Annotated in this window: 16 protein-coding genes and 1 pseudogene; 7 read left to right on the forward strand and 10 right to left on the reverse strand. The window is 40.7% G+C overall.

The window, feature by feature from the left end; genetic code table 11:
- The first annotated feature begins 223 nt into the window (after positions 1–223).
- Both KO473_RS05725 and KO473_RS05730 read left to right on the forward strand, forming a co-directional pair.
- Positions 224–553 (forward strand): hypothetical protein, encoded by a 330-nt coding sequence (locus KO473_RS05725; protein WP_032531548.1) that lies wholly within the window; start codon positions 224–226, stop codon positions 551–553.
- Positions 554–588: 35 nt separating this feature from the next.
- Entirely contained in the window at positions 589–2088 is a 1500-nt protein-coding gene (locus KO473_RS05730; RefSeq protein WP_005782811.1) for an acetyl-CoA hydrolase/transferase family protein, read from the forward strand.
- Between the two features lie 56 nt (positions 2089–2144).
- Here KO473_RS05730 and dacB read toward each other — a convergent pair whose 3' ends face one another.
- The 3 genes from dacB to KO473_RS05745 form a co-directional block, all read right to left on the reverse strand.
- Positions 2145–3554 carry a D-alanyl-D-alanine carboxypeptidase/D-alanyl-D-alanine-endopeptidase gene (gene dacB / locus KO473_RS05735; RefSeq protein ID WP_022010936.1) on the reverse strand — a complete coding sequence of 470 codons (1410 nt, stop codon included), beginning with the start codon at positions 3552–3554 and terminating at the stop codon, positions 2145–2147.
- 103 nt (positions 3555–3657) lie between these two features.
- Complete coding sequence (gene lpdA, locus KO473_RS05740; protein WP_005782816.1) at positions 3658–5001, reverse strand: dihydrolipoyl dehydrogenase; 1344 nt, start codon at positions 4999–5001, stop codon at positions 3658–3660.
- A 6-nt stretch (positions 5002–5007) separates the two neighbouring features.
- Positions 5008–5406 (reverse strand): PH domain-containing protein, encoded by a 399-nt coding sequence (locus KO473_RS05745; protein WP_005782818.1) that lies wholly within the window; start codon positions 5404–5406, stop codon positions 5008–5010.
- Between the two features lie 107 nt (positions 5407–5513).
- Between KO473_RS05745 and nadB the strand changes: the two genes are divergently transcribed.
- Positions 5514–7085 carry an L-aspartate oxidase gene (nadB, locus tag KO473_RS05750; RefSeq protein ID WP_005782820.1) on the forward strand — a complete coding sequence of 524 codons (1572 nt, stop codon included), beginning with the start codon at positions 5514–5516 and terminating at the stop codon, positions 7083–7085.
- 84 nt (positions 7086–7169) lie between these two features.
- Here the strand turns inward: nadB and rbr are convergent, their stop codons facing one another.
- A complete protein-coding gene (gene rbr, locus KO473_RS05755; RefSeq protein ID WP_005782823.1) occupies positions 7170–7748 on the reverse strand; it encodes a rubrerythrin in 579 nt (192 codons plus the stop codon).
- Positions 7749–8009: 261 nt separating this feature from the next.
- On the opposite strand from rbr, the gene KO473_RS05760 reads away from it, so the two are divergent.
- From KO473_RS05760 to KO473_RS05770, 3 genes are all read left to right on the forward strand, one after another.
- Positions 8010–9692 carry a SulP family inorganic anion transporter gene (locus KO473_RS05760; protein WP_005812459.1) on the forward strand — a complete coding sequence of 561 codons (1683 nt, stop codon included), beginning with the start codon at positions 8010–8012 and terminating at the stop codon, positions 9690–9692.
- Between the two features lie 197 nt (positions 9693–9889).
- A complete protein-coding gene (locus KO473_RS05765; protein ID WP_122130114.1) occupies positions 9890–12304 on the forward strand; it encodes a TonB-dependent receptor in 2415 nt (804 codons plus the stop codon).
- A complete protein-coding gene (locus KO473_RS05770) occupies positions 12305–12931 on the forward strand; it encodes a PepSY domain-containing protein (RefSeq protein WP_005812463.1) in 627 nt (208 codons plus the stop codon). It begins immediately after the preceding gene.
- Positions 12932–13034: 103 nt separating this feature from the next.
- On the opposite strand, the gene KO473_RS05775 is transcribed toward KO473_RS05770, so the two are convergent.
- From KO473_RS05775 to KO473_RS05790, 4 genes are read right to left on the reverse strand one after another with little or no spacing between them, the layout of a single operon-like run.
- Positions 13035–14648 carry an arylsulfatase gene (locus KO473_RS05775; protein WP_122130113.1) on the reverse strand — a complete coding sequence of 538 codons (1614 nt, stop codon included), beginning with the start codon at positions 14646–14648 and terminating at the stop codon, positions 13035–13037.
- 11 nt (positions 14649–14659) lie between these two features.
- Positions 14660–15175: a flavin reductase family protein gene (locus KO473_RS05780; RefSeq protein WP_181996010.1), complete on the reverse strand. Its 516-nt coding sequence runs from the start codon at positions 15173–15175 to the stop codon at positions 14660–14662.
- Positions 15176–15216: 41 nt separating this feature from the next.
- Positions 15217–15990, reverse strand: coding sequence for a radical SAM protein (locus KO473_RS05785; RefSeq protein WP_122130112.1), 774 nt, complete (start codon positions 15988–15990; stop codon positions 15217–15219).
- Between the two features lie 49 nt (positions 15991–16039).
- Positions 16040–18067 (reverse strand): helix-hairpin-helix domain-containing protein, encoded by a 2028-nt coding sequence (locus tag KO473_RS05790; RefSeq protein WP_122130111.1) that lies wholly within the window; start codon positions 18065–18067, stop codon positions 16040–16042.
- Between the two features lie 119 nt (positions 18068–18186).
- On the opposite strand from KO473_RS05790, the gene KO473_RS05795 reads away from it, so the two are divergent.
- A complete protein-coding gene (locus tag KO473_RS05795; protein WP_005822507.1) occupies positions 18187–18786 on the forward strand; it encodes a DUF4294 domain-containing protein in 600 nt (199 codons plus the stop codon).
- 150 nt (positions 18787–18936) lie between these two features.
- Here KO473_RS05795 and KO473_RS05800 read toward each other — a convergent pair.
- Together KO473_RS05800 and KO473_RS05805 are read right to left on the reverse strand one after the other, a co-directional pair.
- A pseudogene (locus KO473_RS05800) lies at positions 18937–19270 on the reverse strand (peptidase domain-containing ABC transporter); the annotation flags it as partial.
- A 113-nt stretch (positions 19271–19383) separates the two neighbouring features.
- Positions 19384–21195: an erythromycin esterase family protein gene (locus KO473_RS05805; protein WP_122130110.1), complete on the reverse strand. Its 1812-nt coding sequence runs from the start codon at positions 21193–21195 to the stop codon at positions 19384–19386.
- Between the last annotated feature and the right edge of the window lie 97 nt (positions 21196–21292).

The raw sequence follows: 21292 nt of genomic DNA on the forward strand, positions 1-21292 counted from the left end.
TAATTTATGTTAATAGAACAAACATTTATGGCGTAAGGATTTGGCACTATTAATTTTATTTCACACATTTGTGCAATGAAAGAAACATTAGATTTTTTCATAGTTAAGGTTTAGGTTAAAAAAATTAAGGGGAGCTGTGAAGCTGCCCTTTTTTCATGCCAAAATATTGGTATCAATCAGATTAAATGTATAACTTTGGCGGACTGTAGAAAATAAAAGTACTATGGATGATATTTTAAAAGTCCTCGTCATTATGGCTGTTTTCGCATTACCTCTTATCAGACAGATCAAAAAGAGCAAAACGGAAAGATCTGCCCAAAAACCTTTCGTACCCATTCCGGATACGGAAGAGGCCGAAGTCCTTCAAACACCGCGAAAACATCAAACATTCCGTTCCCAACCGCTCCCTCCGAAAGCGGAAGTGAAGAAAAATAAAACAATTCCTCCGAAAATGGAAACATCCCCGACAGATGATCCGGAATTTACCATTCGCTCGGCTGAAGAAGCCCGAAAAGCCATTATCTGGTCCGAAATTCTGAATAGAAAATATTGAAAGATTATTCCTAACACGAAAATAATACTATAATTATGGCATTCAAATCCATTTCTGCAGCAGAAGCTGCCAGCCTTGTAAAACATGGCTATAACATCGGCCTCAGCGGTTTTACCCCCGCAGGAACGGCCAAAGCTGTCACTTCCGAAATAGCGAAAATAGCGGAAGCGGAACATGCAAAAGGAAACCCTTTCCAGATCGGCATCTTTACCGGAGCTTCTACCGGCGACTCATGTGATGGTATATTATCACGTGTAAAGGCTATCCGTTATCGTGCCCCTTACACAACCAATCCCGATTTCCGTAAAGCAGTGAATAACGGTGAGATTGCCTATAATGACATTCACCTTTCACAAATGGCACAAGAAGTGCGCTACGGATTCATGGGAAAAGTGAATGTAGCTATCATCGAAGCTTGTGAAGTGACTCCGGATGGAAAAATCTATCTGACAGCTGCCGGTGGAATTGCACCAACCGTCTGCCGACTGGCCGATCAGATCATCATTGAGTTGAACAGTGCACATAGCAAAAATATGATGGGAATGCATGACGTGTACGAACCGCTCGACCCGCCTTACCGTCGTGAAATTCCAATCTACAAACCGAGTGACCGCGTCGGACTACCTTATATACAAGTCGACCCGAAAAAGATTGTAGGTATCGTAGAAACAAACTGGCCGGATGAAGCCCGTTCATTTGCGGCTGCCGATCCTATTACTGATAAGATTGGTCAGAATGTGGCCGACTTCCTGGCTGCCGACATGAAACGTGGCATTATTCCTTCCACATTCCTTCCGTTACAATCGGGAGTAGGTAACATCGCCAACGCAGTTTTAGGAGCCTTGGGACGCGATAAAACAATCCCTGCTTTCGAAATGTATACCGAAGTTATCCAAAACTCTGTGATCGGATTAATCCGTGAAGGTCGTGTAAAATTCGGAAGTGCCTGCTCACTGACCGTAACCAATGACTGTCTGCAAGGCATTTATGACGACATGGACTTCTTCCGTGATAAACTGATTCTCCGTCCGTCTGAAATCTCTAACAGTCCGGAAGTAGTCCGCCGTTTAGGAATCATCTCTATCAATACCGCCATTGAAGCAGATATTTATGGTAACGTAAACTCTACCCATATCGGTGGAACCAAGATGATGAACGGTATCGGCGGCTCGGGCGATTTTACACGCAATGCTTATATTTCCATCTTTACTTGTCCGTCAGTGGCTAAAGAAGGCAAAATCAGTTCCATCGTTCCGATGGTTTCTCATCTGGATCACAGTGAGCACTCCGTTAATATCGTTATTACCGAACAGGGAGTAGCCGATTTGCGTGGCAAAAGTCCGAAGGAAAGAGCACAGGCAATCATCGAAAACTGTGCACACCCGGATTACAAACAAATCTTATGGGATTATCTGAAACTGGCCGGTAATAAGTCACAGACTCCTCACGCCATTCAAGCCGCTTTGGGAATGCATGCCGAACTGGCTAAAAGCGGAGATATGAAAAACGTGAACTGGGCAGAATACGAAAAATAAACGATGAACGATGAACGATGAACCGACTGTGACTTCTACAAAGTGTTCATCGTTCATCATTTACAATTTACCAGTATTTCGCATACTTTATTTTGAAAATTCCTTGCTTTGGCTGCCGACAATACATTTTGGTTCATAATGGCAAAGGCCACCTGATGACCGTTAGCCATCTTTAGGTAACCGGCTAATGTGTTAATGGCAGTATAAGATCCCGTTTTGGCATGTACATTCTTAAATGCCGACCCTTTTTTCATACGATTCTTAAGTGTTCCATCAATACCTGCAACCGGAAGAGCTTTATAGAGCTTCCGAAAAATATCCGTTCTCGAATAAGCAAACTTCAAAAAATCAACCAACAGGGCAGGAGAGAGGTAATCGTAATTTGACAATCCACAACCATCAGCTATTTTATAATTGTCCGGATCATGCCCCAAATCTTTAATCAGCCGATGGATCTCATCGATCCCGTCTTTAGCCGAAACTTGCTTTTTGCCTGTAGCTTGTACTCCTAAACGGCAAAGTAATGCTTCCGCACTCAAGTTATCACTTTCTTTCATAATCTGGTCTACTACTTTCTGAACGGGACATTCCCAACGTGCCATGCGGGTAGAAAGGCTGTCGGGCTGAAAGCTGTCGAAAGCATACTGCTCCGAAATCTCTATCCCCCTATTGCGTAAACGCTCGGCAAAGGTATGCAGAAAGAAGTCCTGCGAAGAATACACATTCACATCACCAATTCTTCTATTCTCTACATTTCCACTGACAATAAGATTATTTTTATTCTCTAACCATCCTCTCGAAACAGAAAACTTACCGGCAGAAGGAGTACGTGTCTCAGTTTCATTGATCACAGTATAATAAGAGGACGATGGTTCAAAACTCAGGCGCGCCGAGTCACCACGTATCGTTCCCGGTACAGCCGTTACTTTCACTACACCTTTATGATACATCAATGGCGACAAATAAGGCTGAAAAGAATAGGGAGTATCATCCCATGCCCAACCGCTTCCCCAATAAAGAGAATCTTTCATCGATATATCTCCATAGATTCTCCCTTTCAATACTGAAAAAGGAAAAGTTATCACTTCCTCCACCAATGCATTCATACCTTCATCGTCAAACTCCGGGTCGAATCCGCCAATCACATAAATGTCTCCGCGGAGCGTATCATGTTCTATAGTACCTTTATACCACACTTCGGTCCGGAAAGGTTCATCTGCATCCGGCCGGGCAAGCGCGGTTATAGTAGTTAAGAGTTTCATGGTAGATGCCGGACGCGAAAGCTTGGCATCACGGTATGTATAGAGTGATTTCTTTGCAGTCAGATCATACACGGAAATACCAACTTCGGAACCTTGGGGCAATTCCTTCTTAATAAGTGAATCAATTGCGGCGAAATCTACCTGCCCCCGGATAATAATTGAAAAACAAAAAGAGAATAAAATAAATAAATTCAGTTTCTTCATAATGCTTATAAACAACGAATGACAAGTCATAAATTACGGGTTACGAGTAATTACGCCATTATACGCATGATACTTATAACCCGTAGTTTACAACTTGTAACTCTTACAATGCTTCACGGAATATTTCGGCAACAGTAGGATGGGGAAAAACAATCTTCTTCCATTCGGCCGCTTTTAGTTTCATTTCTATGGCCATACCTGCTAATGTGATAATTTCAGAAGCCGGATTGCCTAAAACATGTGCTCCCAAAATCGTATCATCATCTCCAAGCAATACTTTACATACACCGTTTACCCCTTCATTTTCGGCAACAAAACGTCCAGAATATGCCATAGGAAGCTTTACAGCACGATAAGCAATACCTTTCGCAATAAGCGACTCTTCTGTTTGCCCGACTCCGGCTATTTCAGGATTGGTATACACTACACCGGGAATAGCACGATAACTCATTGTATCTGTTTTACCGAGAATTGCATGTACGGCTACTTCCGCTTCACGAACTGCCGTATGTGCCAATAAAGAAAATCCGGTTAAATCCCCACATACATATACTCCGGGCAATGAACTTTCCATCTGCCCGTTTACTAAAATACTTCCGCGCTCTGTCCGTTGAAGATTCAGGTTCTCAAGTCCGAAACCTTTTGCTACCGGACGGCGACCTACACTCATTAGCAATTTCTCCGCAGTCACATTTCCGGCACCATCTGCATTCTCATAAGAAACTAAGACCCCCTCCTCTGATTGTGCCAACGAGACTACTTTAGTACTCAACAGAAATGTAATGCCCCGTTTGGCATAGTCAGCACGCAACAGAGCAGAAAGCTCTTTATCCATGCCTCCCAAGATCTCGTCCATCATTTCAATGACGGTCACTTTCACACCCAGACTGTTGAAGAATGATGCAAACTCCATACCAATCACTCCACCACCTACGATAGCAAGCGAAGCGGGCAATTCCTTATTGTCTAATGCTTCCCGATGTGTCCAATAATTTACCGTATCGATTCCGGAAATAGGAGGAATGAAAGTCTCGGATCCTGTGCAAAGAATTAAGTTATCACATTCATAGATTTCTTCGCCACAGCAGATTTTGTTTTTGTCCAAGATTGTTGCTTCTCCATTTATGATAGTAACATTATTAGACGTTAATTTTGATTTAACCCCCAAAACCAACTTGCGTACTACCTTCGACTTACGAGCAATGATCTTCGAAAGATCAAACGAAGCCTCAGAAACTGTTACAGCATACTTTGAGGCATGTTTAGCCCCATCATATGTCTTTGCCGAATAGAGCAATGTTTTTGTAGGTATACACCCTTCGTTTAAACAAACTCCTCCTAAATTCTGTTTCTCAAAAAGCAACACGCTTAAACCTGCTTTTCCAGCTGCTTCGGCAGCAGTGTAACCGGCAGGTCCCCCGCCGATAATAATAACCTGGTATTTCATAGCTTACTAAATTAAGTTTCTTGTTTTTTCAATCAGTTCTATAAATTCCTTTTCTTTCACCGGAAGTACAGAAGCATATTTTCCATTTCCATATTCTATCAATAAATAGTTTGTCACTGCAAAACTTCCGAATTTCATAGAATGGACTTTGCGGACTGAAGTAATTTCTGCTATGGGAATAGTTTTCTTACGGATAAACCGCCCATAGTTAAGTATCAGCAAACCGTCAGTGGTAACAGTATAAACTGTATGTATGATCTGTTCGATGATAACAATCAGAAACAACATCATCAAAGTAGCCAATATAATATTCTTACACCATAAGAAACCAAAAGCATTAATGCCCAATACAACCAGCAGAAAATACTGGTACCAGACAATGCGAGCATGAAAAATACGGTTCATTTTGTCAGATTTTTGGCGGAAAGTTAGTAAAATTATGAATTAATGGCAACGAAAAGCACAACGAAAAAACTTATTTTGTAGCTTTGCGGTGATAAACACTAAAACTTATGGTTAAAAAGTTCGATTTCCTCGTAATCGGTTCCGGTATCGCCGGAATGAGTTTTGCCCTAAAAGTGGCACATAAAGGAAAAGTTGCCCTTGTTTGCAAAAGTGGGCTGGAAGAAGCAAACACTTATTTTGCGCAAGGAGGAGTGGCCTCAGTGACCAATCTGCTGGTAGACAATTTCGAGAAACATATTGAAGACACAATGATTGCCGGTGACTGGATCAGCGACCGTACTGCTGTAGAGAAAGTCGTGCGTGAGGCTCCTGCGCAAATACAAGAACTGATCAGCTGGGGTGTAAACTTCGACAAAAATGAAAAAGGGGAGTTCGATCTACACCGGGAAGGCGGTCATTCGGAATTTCGTATTTTACACCATAAAGATAATACCGGCGCTGAAATTCAAGACAGTTTGATTCAAGCTGTACAACAACATCCCAATATTACGGTAATTGAAAATCATTTTGCCATAGAAATCCTGACACAACACCATTTAGGAGTAACTGTCACCCGCCAGACACCGGACATAAAATGCTACGGAGCTTATATACTCGATCCCCGAACAGGTAAAGTGGATACATATCTGGCCAAAGTGACACTAATGGCAACAGGTGGAGTGGGGGCTGTTTACCAGACCACTACCAATCCGCTTGTAGCGACCGGAGACGGTATCGCCATGGTATACCGGGCTAAAGGAACCGTAAAAGACATGGAGTTCGTACAATTCCATCCGACAGCTCTTTACCATCCGGGCGACCGTCCTTCTTTCCTTATTACGGAAGCAATGCGTGGATATGGCGGTGTGCTCCGCACAATGGACGGAAAAGAATTCATGCAAAAATATGATCCACGTTTATCTTTGGCACCCCGTGATATCGTGGCACGTGCCATTGACAATGAAATGAAAAATCGTGGGGACGACCATGTTTATCTGGACGTAACACACAAAGATCCTGAAGAAACCAAAAAACATTTTCCTAACATATACGAGAAATGCCTCAGCTTAGGAATCGACATTACCAAAGAATATATTCCCGTGGCACCATCCGCACACTACCTGTGTGGAGGTATTAAGGTAGACTTGAACGCCCAATCCTCTATTGAACGTCTGTACGCTGCCGGCGAATGTTCGTGTACAGGTTTGCATGGAGGCAACCGGTTAGCCTCAAACTCGTTGATAGAAGCAGTGGTTTACGCAGATGCTGCCGCCAAACATTGTTTATCGGTGATTGACCAATATTCTTATAACGAAGAGATTCCGGAATGGAATGATGAAGGTACCCGCTCACCGGAAGAAATGGTACTTATTACTCAAAGTATGAAAGAAGTAAATCAAATTATGAGCACTTATGTTGGTATTGTCCGTAGCGATCTCCGGTTGAAACGCGCTTGGGACCGCCTGGATATCCTATACGAAGAGACCGAAAGCCTGTTCAAACGCAGCGTGGCATCTAAAGAAATATGTGAACTGCGCAATATGATTAATGTGGGTTATCTGATTATGCGCATGGCTATGGAACGTAAAGAGAGCCGTGGTCTGCACTACACGGTTGACTATCCACACGCCGGTAAATAAAGAAACAGTATTATTAATGCATAGAAAAAAGGTGGAGCCATAATTAAACAGCTCCACCTTTCTCCAAAATACAGTCTGATTCTATTAATAATTTTCTTTCTTAATTTCGAAATATGCTTGTGGGTGCAGACATGCAGGACATACCTCAGGAGCTTCCTTACCTGCTTCAATATAACCACAGTTACGGCACTGCCATATAACTTCTCCTTCTTTGGCAAATACAGATGCAACTTCAATGTTCTTCACGAAAGCAAGGTATCTTTCTTCATGACCTTTTTCCGCAATAGAGATATTACGATACATAGCGGCGATCATCGGGAAACCTTCCTGCTCTGCAACATCTGCAAAATGAGGATAATCCATAGACCATTCTTCATGTTCGCCTGCTGCGGCAGCCTGCAGATTCTGAAGAGTGTTGCCGATAACACCAGCAGGATAACTTGCAGTGATTTCAACCATACCCCCTTCAAGGAACTTAAACATACGTTTTGCATGTTCTTTTTCCTGATCGGCAGTCTCTGTAAAGATAGCTGCAATCTGTTCGTAACCTTCTTTTTTAGCCACGCTTGCAAAATAAGTGTAACGCATTCTTGCCTGTGATTCACCTGCAAATGATGTCAGCAAATTCTTTTCTGTCTGAGTGCCTTTAATACTTTTAGTCATAATCTGATATATTTTAGATTGGTAATTACGTTTGTCGGTTACTTGCCTTTATTAACAACGCAAATATAAGGATTTAGTTCACAAAACCCGGAATTTTATTCATTAATAATATCTATTGCAATATAGACAAAACTGATCAAAAATAAATAAGATGTTCAAAAACATCTTATTACCATTTATTTTATGTAATTTTGCAACCTCGACTTTGCAAAACAAGGATTATAACGACATTTATCACATTATATATAAGTAAAGAAAAAAATGAAAGTGTTTGATTTCAAACCAAGGTTATTCTCAGCCTTGAAGAACTACTCTAAAGAAACGTTTATGGCCGATTTGATGGCAGGTATCATTGTAGGTATCGTAGCCTTGCCTCTGGCCATCGCATTTGGTATCGCATCAGGCGTATCACCCGAAAAGGGAATTATCACGGCTATTATTGCGGGGTTCATCATCTCGCTGCTCGGAGGAAGCAAAGTACAGATCGGAGGACCTACCGGAGCATTCATTGTCATCATTTATGGCATCATCCAGCAATACGGAGAAGCAGGATTGATTGTAGCTACCCTGATGGCCGGCATACTCCTTATCTTATTGGGAGTTTTTAAATTGGGCGCAATTATTAAATTTATTCCTTACCCGATTATTGTAGGTTTTACCAGCGGTATAGCCGTCACCATTTTCACAACACAGATTGCTGATATTTTCGGATTAAACTTTGGTGGAGAGAAAGTACCGGGAGACTTTATCGGAAAATGGATGATTTATTTCCGCCATTTCGATACAATCAATTGGTGGAACACTATTGTGAGTATTGCCAGTATCATCATTATTGCCATTACCCCCCGGTTCTCAAAGAAAATTCCGGGTTCCCTTATTGCCATCATTGTAGTAACGGCAGTAGTATATTTATTGAAAACATACGCCGGTATTGACACCATCGATACCATTGGCGACCGTTTTACAATCAAATCCGAATTACCTGACGCGACCATGCCTGCACTCAATTGGGAGGCCATCAAGGACTTGTTTCCGGTAGCTATTACCATTGCCGTTTTGGGAGCAATCGAATCGTTATTGTCAGCAACCGTAGCCGATGGTGTAACGGGCGATAAGCACGATTCAAACACCGAACTGATTGCCCAGGGAACAGCCAACCTTATCACACCGTTATTTGGTGGTATTCCTGCTACCGGAGCCATCGCCCGTACAATGACAAACATCAATAATGGCGGTAAAACACCGGTGGCCGGTATAATCCATGCTGTAGTTTTATTGCTGATCCTCCTTTTCCTGATGCCTTTGGCACAGTACATCCCAATGGCATGTCTGGCAGGAGTATTGGTTATCGTATCTTATAACATGAGCGAATGGCGCACTTTCAAGGCATTACTGAAAAATCCCAAATCGGATGTAACAGTACTGCTTATCACTTTTTTCCTCACCATCATCTTCGACCTGACTATCGCCATCGAAGTAGGCCTGGTGATTGCCTGCATCCTGTTCATGCGCCGTGTAATGGAAACTACCGAAATATCTGTCATCAAAGACGAAATAGATCCGAATGACGAACTGGACATCGCGGTGTGCGAAGAACATCTGATAATACCTGCGGGAGTGGAGGTATATGAGATTAATGGTCCGTACTTTTTCGGCATCGCAACCAAATTTGAAGAGACAATGGCACAACTGGGCGACCGTCCCAAAGTACGCGTCATACGTATGCGTAAAGTTCCATTTATCGATTCAACCGGTATTCATAACCTGACCAGCCTCTGCAAAATGTCTCAAAAAGAAAAGATCACCATTGTGCTCTCGGGAGTAAATGAAAAAGTGCACAACACGCTTGAGAAATCCGGCTTCTATGAATTACTGGGAAAACAAAACATCTGTCCGAACATTAATGTAGCACTGGACAGAGCCAAAGAAATTATGAATTTATAATCTGATACTATCTGCACACAACAGGCGGGTGGAAGTGGACGGAGGTCACTTTCATCCGCTTTCCTTATTTTTAATAATCACCAATTCTATGGATTTTGTGTTGCATTATACCTTTTTATAGGTATTGTAGACTCTTTCATGTACACATACCTTTGCGGCTCGCTAATTTTTAATATTAATTTAATGCCGTTAAATGTATGAAGCAAATGTATAGTGCCCTGCTTGTATTAGTTTTACTAATATTCCCATCGTTACTTTTTGCCACAGAATCAGAGTCCGCCGATAGAGTACCCACCATCCGTGGAGTAGTCTACGATGAAACAGATACACCATTGGCTTCGGCCACTGTCCAAATAGAAGGAACCACCATCGGAACAACAACCAATAGTGAAGGCCGTTTTATTTTGCGCAATCTGGCTCATAAAGTTTACAAGATAAATATCAGTTTTGTGGGATATGTCACTCAGACGCGTACTGTTGATCTCACTTCAAGAAGTGTAGCACAGCTCTCTTTTACACTTTTACCGGACGAGAATTTGCTATCGACTGTAGAAGTATTCGGAGAACGATATAAACAACCGAAAAAACTGGATGCCATCACCCGCATGCCATTACGCCCCAGTGAACAGATACAGAGTATTTCTGTAATCTCAGAAAAATCGATTGCCGAACAGGGAGCACTCACCGTAATCGATGTTACAAAAAATGTACCCGGAGTTACTCTTTTCGGATCGTATGGCGGAGTAAGAGAAAGTATGTCCATCCGCGGATACCGGGGAGTACCTATTTTAAAGAATGGAGTCCGGATAGATTCCGATTTCCGTACCGGATCTGCTTTATCCGAAATGCAGGGAGTAGAAAGTGTACAGGTTATTAAGGGTTCTGCAGCCGTCACACAAGGTATCGGAAACGATCTCGGAAGTGCCGGCGGAGTAATCAACGTAGTAACCAAAACACCCAAGTTCACCAATGAAGGAGAAGTATCTTTGCGTGCAGGCAGCTGGGGATTGTTCCGTCCCACATTCGACGTACAGTCCGTTCTGGATAAAAATCAGACGATCGCTTTCCGTATGAACGGTGCCTTCGAACGTTCGGATAATTATCGCCCGGTCATCCATTCCAATCGAGTATACATCAACCCTTCATTAGAATGGCGTCCGGACGACAAAACAAGCATTACCATAGAAATGGATTATCTGAATGATAACCGTACTCCTTATACCAGTTCAGTCAATCTATCGAAAGATACGGAAGAGAATCTCTACGACATGCCACACAACAAATTCCTGGGATTCAAAAACGATAATGTAAACAACAAGACGCTGACTTATGCCGCACGCATCACCCGCCAGCTGACAGATAATATCAGTGTGCGGGCAGCATACTTCGGCTCTTCATATAAAGTGGATAATACAAGTACTTCCGTAAAAACCGTAGTCAATAAAGAATATAACATGCGTAGAAGAACGATTTCACGTTCATTACGCGATGACCGCAACTCAACTTTCCAGCTTGACTTTATCGGCAGAGACATTTTCACCGGTCCTGTTAAACATACATTCCAATTGGGATTCGACTACAAAAACACCGATCTGTCGATCACCAATTATACCCCTGTCAATATAGACACTATCAACGTACTGGCCCCGAGTATCTCGAATGTGCTACCTGTTGCGGTTAAATTTGTTCCCGAGCCCCCGGTAGAATCCAATTCTTCAAGTTATGGAATAATGGCACAGGAAGTAATGACTTTTAATAAGTATATAAAGGCTATTCTGGGACTGAGGTACAGTTATATCAGCAGCCAGGACGATACAAGTGCAGGTCCCACTACCGGAGATGCCTGGAATCCGATGTTGGGCATCATGTTGACTCCTATAAAGAACATTAATTTGTTCGGTTCATATACAACCACTACCAGCCTCCTTCATGCGGCCAGACGAATGGAGAACGGAGACGAAATAGGTCCGTCGAATACCCGCCAATTTGAGGTAGGCATCAAGTCTGACTGGCTGAATAACCGCCTGCGCTTTAATCTGACATATTTCGATATCCTTACTAAAAACCTCTCTTATAGTACTTATCATCCGGGAACTACGCAACCTACCGGTTATTTTGATAAAGCGGGAAGTCTGAAAAGGAAAGGTATTGAAACCGAATTAAGCGGAAGTATACTTGAAAACCTCCAAGTAATGATGGGTTACGCTTATCTGGATGCAAAATACGAAAACAGCCCGGCCTTTAAAAATGGCTCAGCCCCGATGAATACCCCTAAACATACTGCTAACGGATGGATTCAATACCGATTTGACAAAGGAGTATTAAAAAGACTATCAGCCGGTATAGGAGTCTATTTCGTAGGTAAACGTCCTGTGAATGATTTTGCAATCAAACCGGACGGACACGGTTCCATGACCAACGAAAAGCCTTTTGACATGCCCGGTTATACTACAATAAACGCCCAGTTGGCCTATAGTATCCACAAGTTTACTGCCCGTGTATACCTGAACAATTTGTTCGACGCATTAGGATATAATTCTTACTATCGTGGAGGATACATCAACCAGATCGATCCACGTAATTTCTCAGCAATAATCTCTTACCGTTTTTAAATGAAGATAAAAAGATATTGCCGTTATATTCACTTATGGCTTTCATTACCGGCAGGAGTCCTGATCAGCATCATTTGTTTTACAGGTGCCATCCTTGTATTCAAAGAAGAGCTTCTGACAATGATGGGACATGACTCCATCCGGGAAAGTCCTCTGATGATCGTGATGAAGCTTCATCGGTGGCTTATGGATGATACCCGGACGACAGGCAAAATGATAGTAGGTATTTCTACCCTTTTTTTCATCTTTATCCTGATCAGCGGACTTACAGTATACTGGCCGCGCAAGTGGAAGAAAAGCCGGTTGATTATAGAACATCAAAAAGGCAGAAGAAGGTTAATGTTCGATTTACACTCTGTACTGGGATTATATGCAGCACTTATCTTATTAGTATGTGCACTCACCGGATTAATGTGGTCATTTCAATGGTACAGAGACATCGTAAGTTTTATCTTTGATGTGGAAGTAAAACGCGGAGCACCTATCTGGAAAATAGTACGTGCTTTACATTTTGGCACCTATGCGGGAATGTTTTCAAAGATCATCACTTTTATCGCTGCCCTGATAGGAACTTCATTACCTGTCACGGGATATTGGATGTATCTGAAAAGAAAAAAATTACTATAGCCCGCTACCGCAAATTTCACAGACTAACATAGAAATGATTATTAAATCTGTGAAATTTGCAGTGTTTTCAACACATCTTCATGGTCTGAAATAACGGTTGGGATCATAAATCCTTTCCGGATTGATCAGGATACAGGGATTTATAATAATTGATACGCTTAGTCCATGGCCTGTATTCAAAAGGAAATATCTGTTGTTTTTCTGCCCATTGATTCCACTTTTTTTCCAATGTTTTCACTCTATCCGGATAACGGGCAGATAAATCATTCTGTTCAAACGGATCTTGTAACAGGTTAAACAGTTCCCACGGCTGCTTACCATTAGCCCGAACCAACTTCCAGTCTCCGGATATAATGCCACAGGAGGTTTGATGTTCAAAAAACAAATCTCTTTTCGATAATTTTTTTCCTTTCAATGCCGGAAGAATCGTTCTACCTCCAGGAGCATCAATGGCATGATTTCGAAATTCCCGGGGATATTCAATAGAAGCCATATCCAGACAAGTGGGAAACAGATCGATAATATGTGTAAATTCGTGACGAACCGCTCCCTTTTTTCCATCAGGTTGTCCGCCTCCGTACATGATAATCAGAGGAGCACTTGTACCTCCCTGAAAACACCATTGCTTATAACTGCGAAATGGAGTATTACTCAAATCTGCACGCAACTGCGTGATCATATCGCCTTCATTGGTAGCACCGTTATCACTTAAGAATAAAAATATGGTATTATCAAATATACCTTTTTCCTTAGTGGCTTTTATTACTTCTCCGATACCATCGTCCATAATTTCAATCATGGCAGCATAAGTAGCCATTTCCGTAATCCATCGTTCCTGCTGCTGCAGAGTAAGACTATTCCATGCGGGACGTTTTCCTCCAAACTCTTTTTCAAATACCGGAAGTTCTCCTTTAGTGTCGATTAAGCCATTGCGACAGATCCGTTCGAAGCGTTGTTTACGCAATACGTCATATCCCGCTTTATACCTTTCCCGACAAGCCTCTACTCTCTCTTTTGGAGCCTGAAGGGGCAGATGAGGAGCATAGTGAGCCAAATACATGAACATAGGTTCATCAGCCGGATGTTGACGGATAAAACTAACGGCAGAATCGGTTATGGCTGTGGTATAATAATAGTCTTTCGGAAATTCCGTAATGCGCTGCAAACCCGAAAATACCGGTTTGGGAGTATAATAGCTACCGCCTCCCGAAAGACAACCGTAATATTTCTCAAATCCCCGTTCAACCGGATAGCTTCCATTAGGTTGGGTAAATGCTCCTTCAACGGTAACATGCCATTTACCGCTCATATAAGTGTGGTACCCATTTTCACTAAATACCTCTGCGATTGTAGGATACCGGTCCGATATCTGTCCTCTGTATCCCGGACGATGTTCATCCACAGCAGTCATCCAGCCCATACCCACTTCGTGTTGATATCTACCAGTCAGCAAAGCCGCCCGGCTGGGGCAACTGCGTCCCGTATTTTTAAATTGACTGAAACGTATCCCGTTTTCCGCCAGAAAATCAATATGAGGTGTGTGTACTTCTCCGCCATAACACGATAAATCAGAAAACCCCATATCATCACACATAATCAGAATTATATTGGGTTTCGCTTTATCAGGATTCGCTTTACGGTCTGTTATTTGAGCTCCCCAAGTATTCTGAATTCCGGAAGCAAACAATAAGGAACATATCAGACAATTGTTTTTCATAAATTAAGCTATTAAGATTTATCCTTTATCCATGCACTTGTAATCTCTGCCACATACACATGATGCAAACCTCCATGTGTAGTATACCATTGTTCATACACAGACGGATCCAGAAAATTTTCTTTCCGCAGCACATCGGTATACAATTTCCGGCATTCCAGACTCAACCTTCCTTGTTCAAACAGAACGTTGCCTTTCTCGGTAATCATCGGTTTCAATCCGGTCTCTTTGATCTTATCCACCTCACGTCCCGACTTAGAACCACATATTTTATGAATACTTTTATTCTCCTCCCCTAAAAAAGAAAGAGTGAAATAATCACTTTTCTCCATAAAGCCGAACGTATATCTTTCCGGGCGAATGAAAACATAAACAACCGGTTTATTCCACAGAAATCCGATACCACCCCAGTTGGCAGTCATGGTATTAAAAGCATCTTTATTACCGGCAGTTACCAGCATCCATTCTTTACTGATGGTTTCAAAGAAATTATCACTAAGTTGGCTGACAGCAATTGGTTTCATCATATCCAAATCTTTTTTATAAATGATACATTTAAGAATAATTCTCAATAAGAAGCAGATGCCGAAAGCCCCTCTTTCGTGAGAAGGGTCACAATACGATCCAACTCTTCATGAGTAGCTTTTTGCAAGTCCTGATCGGGAGTTTCCCGATCGATCGTATAAATCATCACCTGTCTCGGGGCGATATCCTTCACAACTTCCAGCCAGGGAAGTACATACTTGTCAGAAGTATTATCCACATCTTTCCCCTTATATTTTCCTTTCATAAACATAGTCTGCACGATACAATTACCTTTAAAAGCTTTTAAAAGTCCGACTGTTCCATTCAGATCGTATCGTCCGTTCGGACGATCTACAGTCCGAATATACTCTTCATCCACCGTGTCCAACTTCAAAATATTATTATCCACCCTATTCAATGCATCGAATACAGCCGGACGGTTGATAAAAGTAGCATTACTGAGCACACTCACCTTTGCATCCGGAAAGTAAGCATCACGCAAAGCAAGTGTATCCTTGATAATCTCCGGAAAGTGAGGATGAGCAGTCGGCTCACCGTTTCCGGCGAAAGTCAGTACATCGGGAGCAGGTCCGTTACTTTTCATCTCTTTCAATTTATCTTCCAGAGCCATACGGACTTCTTCGCGGGTCGGTAATGAAGATTTAGGACGATGTTCGCCATTGTAACCACATTCACAATAAATGCAATCGAAAGAACATACTTTTCCGTCGGAAGGAAGTAAATTTATTCCAAGTGAGACCCCTAACCGGCGTGAATGAACCGGTCCGAATATGGGAGAAGGAAAAATAATAGTCATACTTAATTCTGTTTAATCTTAGAAACTGTTTTGAATTTCTACAAAATTACTAAAACTTTAGACGCAGCTGCATTTGTATATCCGTTTTTTTATTTCCCCTGATCAGGTCGTTGCCGGAACCTATTTCATCACGATCAAAATACGTAGTTTGTCCGAGCTTGGCAATTGCTGTCCAATGCTTGTTCATATCATAGCGAAAATGAATAGCCAGTCGAATACCTTCTCCCTGAAAAGAGGGAGTATAAAAAGAATACAGCAACCCTTTCTCGTAGATATAAATACGTGAATCATAATCGTCTGTATGGAAATAACTACCTTGCAATTCTGTTGTCAGAGGCAACCGGGAAAGTTTCCATCCGGCCTTTTGCGTCAGTTGATAACCTTTCCCCGCCGTTTTCCCGGATGAATGAAAATGGTTATAATCTACCGTTGTCCGGAAAGATAACGAAGAACAGGGTAAATAGTTCAAACGATAACGCAGCCGGTGATGATAGGTAGGCAGAATCACCTTTCCCTTCGTAGCGGTCACATCACGCTCTTTCCGTTTATAACGGTAATTCACATACATATCAACCGTTTTCGACGGAACGTAATCTGCCTGAAAGAACAGATCCACTCCTTTCGAAGCCTTACTTATCCGGTACCTCCACCAGGGAAAAGAAAACAGATCGGCAGAAATGAAAAACGTCCAGCGATTGAAAGGATTTACAGAAGCAGCTAAATACCATCCGTTTTCATTCTGAACACTACTTCCTTCACTAAATGAATGAGCAAACATAGCCCAATAATCATGTGAATAATAACGGTGAACCAACATCAACCGTATATCTTGTAAAGGAGAATAAAGTACCTGATTCATAAAAGCCATACCACTGATCCCCAAAGCAGCTTCTCCTTGTATAGAAAAACGATGAAAACGATATTTATAATCCATACCCAGATTATAAAAAGAACGACCATGCAGATTGTATTTTGAATAGTCTTTAAGTTCCGGTTCATAAGACCTGTTAAAACAGTAGTAAACACCGGTTATACCCAGTTGATAACTATTCCCGGTATAGCTGATATTTCCTCCGCCCATCTGCATAACCAATTGATTCATTTTATCAGCTTCCTTTTTGCTTCGATGTAAACCTGTTTTATAAATCGAGGTAATTTCACCGTCTTTTATCACTCCATCCAACGAACGATGTGAATAAAACATAGAAAGTGTCCATTGTTTCCATTTTAAAGCTATGGCACTCCCACGGAAATAATTATATTCATCGGTAGAAGCATGTCTGCGTATCCCTGTATTTCTGAAAGTGAAAGACGAAGAATAAACTGTTTTTCCAAACATAGAACCTTGTCCGAATACCAGTCCCTGACCGAAATTCAACCGATAGTTTCCTACAATTCCCGTTTTCAGTATTCCTATATCATGAAGGAGTAGATAGAAAGAGTAGTAATCGTATCCCTGCTTATTATGTAAAGCTCCGAAAGGTTCGCCGCTATCTTTCTCGGCAACTATGCCTGCATAAACTTTTTCCCGATAGTGAAATCCGTATTTCACCGAGTTATAAACAGCAGGACCCAGGTAATTTTTCTCATATCCCTTACGCCTATACAAAGGCACATCCATACGAGTCACCACTTCATGTTTTCCATATTTTAAAATCTGCTTTAACGTAACAGACTCTTTCTTATCAACAGGCTCTACACAGACAAAAGGAAGCAGATATTGAATAGTCTGCCGATCCAACTCCTCCACTAACTGAAGTTCATAGACAGTCTGCATCGATCCGTGAATATAAATGTACGCAAGTAAATTCTCAATCTGAACATCATTAAGAAAAGGAAACCGCTGTAGCTGCTCTTTGGTGGCAGAGTTTATATTAACAGGGTTGTTAACAAGATCGGTTAATTCCTCCAATTCATTCTCCCAATTACGTGTATCTCCTTCTTCATCGGATATAGACAAGTTTTCCATCACCTCTTCCCAAGGATAATCCGAACGATTCTGAGCATGGCAAGTAGAAGTTATCAACATTATATTAACAAGTAGGAATATACCCAATATAGATATGCTTTCGTTCATATCGAGTGTGATTATTGTGTTTTAAATAGCAAACGAATTGTCGAAGATAATTTAAATAGGTTAATGCTGCAAGGAAAATCATTAATATAAATTTAATCCTTTATTTTTGCAAAATGAATATGAGGCTTACCATAGGACTTTTGGTGTTATCTATCGTCGTATTGTTTTCTTCCGAATCACTGGCACAGGAAAAAACAAATCTCGGTGGATACCTGGTACCTATGTGTGTGTATAATGGTGATACAATCCCGGCTTTCCAGATTCCGACCATTCATATATTCAAGCCTTTAAAATTCAGAAACAGAAAAGAGCAGATGGAATATTATAAACTGGTGAGAAACGTGAAGAAAGTGTATCCCATTGCCAGAGAAATTAACCGCACCATCATTGAAACTTACGAATACTTACAGACCCTGCCCAACGAAAAAGCCCGCCAACGTCATATCAAACGGGTAGAAAAAGGACTGAAGGAGCAATATACTCCACGAATGAAAAAGCTCTCTTTTGCACAAGGCAAACTGTTGATAAAGCTGATAGACCGGCAAAGCCATCAAAGTTCTTATGAACTGGTAAAAGCATTTATGGGACCTTTTAAAGCAGGATTCTATCAGACATTTGCCGCTCTTTTCGGAGCCAGTTTGAAAAAACAATATGACCCCGAAGGAGAAGATAAGTTAACCGAACGAGTGATACTGTTGGTAGAAAGCGGACAATTGTAATGTATCCTTCCAGATTCATTTCCTATACTTTGAGTAATAGGTTATTCTCAAATTCATATTATCTTATAAGTGTGTTATGGCAGTGACTTCTGATACATGCTCCTGGATATTCTTCGTTAATCTTGTATCTGTGAAGGATGCTGCTTTTATCTTCCACTCAATCTGAACAATGCGACTTACATTCATCTTGTCCATTTTTATTTCTCCACGACTGGGTTTATAAAGCCGAATCTTTTATTTCCCGGTATTTATAAGGAGAATTAGCAGTGTATTAAAATATATATTCTCTAATCTTTTCCGGAAGAATTGTTGTATTGCCAATAGAAAGTAATTCATCCTCATTTTCCAACTGACGAATTTCGTTGATGCGTAAGAAACTAATTTTAACATATTGTGCTGATACCACTAAATTAATAAATTGCACAAACGGACCATTGAGCATGCCAATAATAAATTCTGTAGAAATCATACATAAATTCGTTATAAAAACAGTACTTAAATTCTACTCAAAACAGTTCTCTCTTACCAATACTTGTCAATCTATTAGGAAAAATCTGCTATCTATTCTTCATTTTAGAATAATGAATCTAAATTGATTTATAAATTTTCTATCCGCTTGTGTATCTCCTTTATTTTTTCCTGTCTTTGTTTTATTTTCATTATAAGCCTATCAGAAGCTTTCTCAAAAGAGATTTCTTTTTCATCCATATGGATACAATCCGTACTTTTTATGAAAAACACGCCTTTAAATCTTTGATATAAGTTAAATGGATAAAATTCTTGTGGGATATGGTGACTCCCCTGAAGTCGAGACAGTGTTAATTCATTAAAATCGACAGTTAAGGGGGTGTAAAAAACATTGTCATTAATAAAACTTAAAAAATATTCCATACTGTTTTCAGGAGACCTACTCAACCAATTATCTTTCCTGTTATAATCTTCATCATATGCCATGGCTTCTCCACTCCCTATCAGAAATAGCAAAGGAGAGTAACTTTCACCATACGCTTTGCGCATATACCTCCCGAAAGGAATACAAGGTACGGCAGGATAACTCGAAATAGGATTAATATGTCCCGCATGCCCGTAGATTACCGTTTTTACGTTTTCGTCTTTGGCGAACTTGTCAATTAAGAATCTTGCATTTACGAACATAATGGAATCCCGCCGTATGAATCTTTCTATTCCGCCATCTCCGGCTTGCTTTGAAACCCTCAGAATATGCAAGATACATTCTATTTCTTCAGCAGTAAGAAGTTTTTTTATCTTATCTCGATGAATATCAAGAAAGTTTATCGCACAGTTACGATCTTTTTTCATTAACAGCAGGGATAATTGATCAACTTCCGGAATCTGCGATTTTTGGTTCAGCCCGGTAATAAAATCAAAAATATCCATAGCGGAACTTTGAGTAGAAGAAAGAAGTGAATTGTAATCCATGCCATATAATTTAACTTTAGAATCTTTCGTTTTACCAGAATTAAAGCTCCGCAACCTTTTTAAAAAATTAATTGTAGCATGGTTGATAACCAAGGAAGAATCAAGTTCATAATTGTCATCTTGTATAAACCTATTGTAGGCAAATGATTGTTCGAGGGGCATTTCCTGCAGTACTAATTTGCAATTTAACCTTTCCACTGCCTGGATAATCAATTGATACGCTAAATTTTTTATACCGTCATTCCCGTGGACTGACTCCCCTAAGCCGATAATCTTTTTATCATTGATTTCATTTATTTGCTCCAATCCTATTTTTCTATCAACATTTATACCTGTATAATTAATTTTTTTATCTACTATCAATGGAGAAAGGGTTCGAACAGGAAATTCGTCAATAGGCTTACCGTCAATCAGTATGTCCAATCGAGAGAAAGCAATATAAGCATCCTTATCAATTTCTCCTTCCACATTAATTCGTACGTTTAACATCTCCGCATTAGTCAAATTAATGTTTTGGGTAACCAAGCTTAATATACTGTCAGGCCTGAATCTTAAGGTGTCAGAAAAAAGAATGTTTTCCTGTTTACCTATCGCATCCAAGATGATAGAGACAAGTTTTATATTATCACCTTTACCTTCAAATCCGATTACAGCTTCTTTTATGTTATTATTGGGAAGCAAAATTCTCTGTTCGTACTCTGATCTTAACCGCTTAGAAAAAGGAAATCCTTTAAAATATTTCTTAGCGAACAAATTTCGATTTGAATCTTGTATATAAGTAGGGATAGTATAATTACTATATGCCCCATTCTCCCGCCACGGATAAACCACCGCAGAATCAGACCGCATAGCAAAATGTAAATCATATATATTCGTATATGTTTGTTTCCCTAATTTAGCAGTACATGATACGGCGTAGAATATAAATACAAAGAAAAACAGCGTATGAGTTTTTGTTGTTGAATTCATGTTTAAAATATTAATACTTAGTTTCCTATGGCTTCCCGTCCTTTCGCCAAACTATCTCTCAGTTCTTATCACTATTGACATCCCTGATTTCATTATT

This window comes from Bacteroides sp. HF-4919, from assembly GCF_018860125.1.